This window comes from Chamaesiphon sp. OTE_75_metabat_556 (assembly GCF_031378165.1).
Lineage (GTDB): Bacteria > Cyanobacteriota > Cyanobacteriia > Cyanobacteriales > Chamaesiphonaceae > Chamaesiphon.
Window position 1 is genome coordinate 1 of sequence record NZ_JANNDR010000237.1, and the last position, 4060, is coordinate 4060.

The 4060-nt window shown below is 45.8% G+C and carries 3 protein-coding genes; all 3 read right to left on the minus strand.

Translation table 11 applies throughout. The annotated features are described in order from the left end of the window. Window positions 1-2103, minus strand: a 2103-nt coding sequence (gene secA / locus RMO27_RS09705) for a preprotein translocase subunit SecA (protein ID WP_309731812.1), incomplete at its 3' end; no start/stop codon positions are given. A gap of 377 nt (window positions 2104-2480) precedes the next feature. Then, window positions 2481-2849, minus strand: coding sequence for a DUF2834 domain-containing protein (locus RMO27_RS09710; RefSeq protein ID WP_309731815.1), 369 nt, complete (start codon window positions 2847-2849; stop codon window positions 2481-2483). 117 nt (window positions 2850-2966) lie between these two features. After that, the gene (locus RMO27_RS09715) at window positions 2967-3902 is read right to left on the minus strand and encodes a site-2 protease family protein (protein ID WP_396133654.1); all 936 of its coding nucleotides are present in this window, start codon (window positions 3900-3902) and stop codon (window positions 2967-2969) included. Window positions 3903-4060 lie beyond the last annotated feature (158 nt).

Sequence of the window (4060 nt, forward strand, 5' to 3'; positions counted from 1 at the left end):
AGCATCCATCAAGCTGCTGACTCGATCGCCACCGAAGATTTGCATCAAGGGATCTTTTAAACTGAGGAAGAACTTAGTGGAACCTTTATCGCCCTGACGACCCGCCCGACCGCGTAGTTGGTTATCTACCCGCCGCGATTCATGGCGTTCGGTACCGATGACGTGCAAACCGCCATTAGTTAGTACTTCCTCATGTTCGACCTTCGTAAAAGCGTCGTACTCTTGGCGGACGGCTTTGTAGGCATTCCGCAGCTTTTGGATGGCTTCGATTTCGGTGGGGGCTTTTTCACAGGCGACAGCGATGGTTTCTTCGGCATCGAGTTCGGAGACGCTGCGTTCGCCATAGTAACTAACCGCAAAGTTGACCGCATCTTTGAGTAGCTCTTCAGTTTCCTTAGAAATTTCAGTGGGGAAAATATCCGGCGATGCTTTCCAAGTTTTGACTTTCTTCCCACCACCAAAACCTTGACCGGAAGCCTTGCTCTGTTGAGCTGCGGCGACAGTCGCGGGGCTAAAATTACCATCATCTTCTGGTGCGACAATCCGGGGCATCAGGAATTCCCGAATTTTCAGACGTGCCATATAGTCGGAGTTACCACCTAAGATGATATCCGTTCCGCGTCCGGCCATGTTGGTCGCGATCGTCACTGCACCTTTACGTCCGGCTTGAGCGATGATTTCCGATTCCCGCTCCACGTTCTCTGGTTTAGCATTCAGGAGTTGGTGGGGAATTTCTAGTTGATGCAATAGTTGAGAGAGAATCTCCGATTTTTCGATACTGGTGGTACCAACTAACACTGGGCGACCAGTATTGTGCATTTCCGCGCATTCTTGAGCGACAGCGCGCCATTTGGCTTCTTCGGTTTTGTAGACGACATCAGGATAGTCATATCGCTGGCGTACCCGATTGGTGGGCATTACCGTGACCTGAATTTTATAGGTTTTTTCCAGCTCGACTTCTTCGGTTTTGGCCGTACCCGTCATCCCACCTAATTTGGGATAGAGCAGGAAGAAGTTTTGGTAAGTAATCGTTGCGAGGGTTTGAGTTTCATTCTGAATTTTGACCTTTTCCTTAGCTTCGACGGCTTGGTGCAAGCCATCGCTCCAGCGACGTCCGGCGAGTACCCGTCCGGTAAATTCATCAACGATCGTTACTTCACCGTTCATGATGATGTAATTGACATCGCAGATGAAGAGTTCTTTGGCTTTGATCGCATTAAAGATATAGTGTGCCCAAGGATCTTCTTCGTTATAGAGATCCGTGACGCCGAGCAGCCGCTCTGCTTCCGAGTAACCTTCCTCATTCAACAGCACATTCCGCGCTTTTTCGTCTACTTCATAGTGGTTTTCCTTGTTCAAGCCACGGGCGATATCGGCAGCTCGGAGATATTTCTCGGTCGGACGTTCGACTTGACCAGAAATAATCAAGGGCGTCCGTGCTTCATCAATGAGAATTGAGTCTACTTCGTCAATAATGCAAAAGTTAAACGGACGTTGGACGACTTCGGCCATTGCTTCGGCCATATTATCTCGCAGATAGTCAAAACCTAGCTCGCTGTTGGTGGCGTAGGTGACATCGCAGTTATAATTTTTTTTCCGCTCTGGGGGACTCATCCCCGATTGGATCAAGCCGACGGATAATCCCAAGAAGCGGTGAACTTGTCCCATCCACTCAGCATCACGTCTGGCCAGATAATCGTTGACGGTGATGACATGGACGCCTTTGCCTCTGAGGGCATTGAGATAGGCGGGCAGCGTTGCTACTAGAGTTTTACCTTCCCCAGTTTTCATTTCGGCGATTTGGCCTTCATGGAGAATCATCCCACCGAGCATCTGCACATCAAAGTGGCGCAAACCGAGAACGCGTTTGCCAGCTTCACGGACGACGGCAAAGGCTTCGGGGAGGAGGTCGTTGAGGAGTTCTTTTTCTTCCTCGTCGTTATTCGCTTGCTCCAGTCTGCGCTTGAATTCTGTGGTTTTCCCTTTGAGTTGCTCGTCACTGAGCTGCTGCATTTCTTCTTCGAGCAGCGTAATCTCGGTCACGATCGGTTGATACTTTTTCAGTTTGCGAGCGTTGGGATCGCCAAATAATTTTTTCAGCATAGTGGGCAAGCGATGGGGGAGTTTAATCTAAAAAATATGAGTGCTGAAGTATTTATATCTTTACAGCTTTCTTATCTATTTATGGTATCATCAGCGATTGATTTATGGGTGTGTGGTCTACCGAATGGATTGGTGCTTACTCCCTTCCTGCGATAAGATTACCAGTGGTAAATCCTGATAGGACAAGCTTTTGAGTGGCTAAATTCCTATAGTCTTATGCCGGAAAGGGAGTAGTGGCGATCGATCCGAGATTTTTGGTAGGTGGCGGGGATCTACCCACCCCACCCTGTGGGCACCCCTGTCTTGTCGTTTTTTTATTCTGAGGGAACCCCAGCATAAAACCGCCGCTCCTGGGAGGGGATTTTTCAGAGGATGGTTTAAACGGCTTCGGTGGTAATTTGTTCGGGCTGCGGGTTGGTAATCTTGATGTGTCTGACGAGGAGAAATAGCGGAAAGGTGACACTAATGGCAATGAGCGCGGAGAATGTGATGTAGAGCCAGACGTAGCGAATCCCCACCCGCCGACCTTCGATCGCCATGAAGATACAGGCAGCGGCGGCGAGCAGGAAGAGATCGTTGGCAAGGGACGCGGTGGCAGCGTTGACGTAGGCAGCACGTATGAAGTCCAGCATGGAATTGTTGGTAGGCTGGGTCATGAAGGCAATATTATTGATCCAGGTAGCTGGCAAAGCTACCAAGGCAATCAGCGCGTAGGTGGCGCAAATAAGTTTATCTTTTGTGCTCATGGTTAATGTTATGCGATCGATTTAGTCATCGGGTTGGCAATGATTTCATAGTTTCCAATCATCATGCAGCGATCGATACTGGACGATCTAGTTTTTACGAAGCGTATGAATCAGTACTCAGAATCCCCGATCTCGTTCCATGTCATACAAAATTTTCTCCCAATACCATTGCTCAGAGCGATCTGGATTTTTAAGACGAACGCCATTTAATAATCGCTCAATACGATCCTTATCATAGCTAGCTAATGCGATCGCGCGTCTACGAGTTTCTGGATGTACTTGACTACTAATGTTAACCTTTTCTTTGACTGTATTTCCGCTAGCAGTTGGATTGCTGTGAGTGCCTCTATCTGGGCGATTTGCGACAGTAGCTTTTCTCTTCACTGAATCCTGAGATTTATTAGTTATATTTGATGGATAATTTAAGCCCCAACTCCAAATCACAATCATGAAAAACGCAAAACTAAATATTAGATATAGAGTTTGTTGAAAAGAGAATAATCCTGCCTCGATAAAGGTGTTCGGGATTTTTAGCGTCTTGCTAACAGTTATTTCAATTAACCGAAATGAAAAGACACTCCACCACAGCAGCCCAATAATAATTAATGTATTGTATTTTCTTAAGTAATTGAATTTAGATCGAACATGGTTTGACAGCCAAGGATCTATAATATCATATCCATCTAGTCCAGGAATTGGTATCAGGTTAAAGATCGCTGCAAAAACCTGTAAGTAAACTAAAAACGCTATGCTGACAGGCAACCATAAATCTTCTGTGATTTTACTCTCTATTATTGAAATATCACTAGAGATATTTTGGAAATAAAATGAAAGGATTAAGGATATTAAAATACTAGAAATCGGTCTTGCGGCTGCAACAGTGCTTCGCAAAAGACGATTTCTTATCTTGTGTTGATTAATGTATGCAATTCCACCTGGTAGCCAAACTCCTCCCATTATTAGGAATACAAGTATAAAAATGACTCGATGAATAGGAGCAACATGCTTGTATCGCTCGAAAGGATTGAATATTAAAGATCCTTTGTTCTTCACCGAGGTATCCCCTGCCCAGTAAGCAAAGAATGCCTGACTAAATTCACGTAAGTATACAGCGGTTTGCGGGTTTATGAGGTACAGTAAGTTGAATATTAGAATTTAGGTTCGGGTTTAGATTGTGAAGCCATACTCAATGGATTTAAGAGAAAGAATTG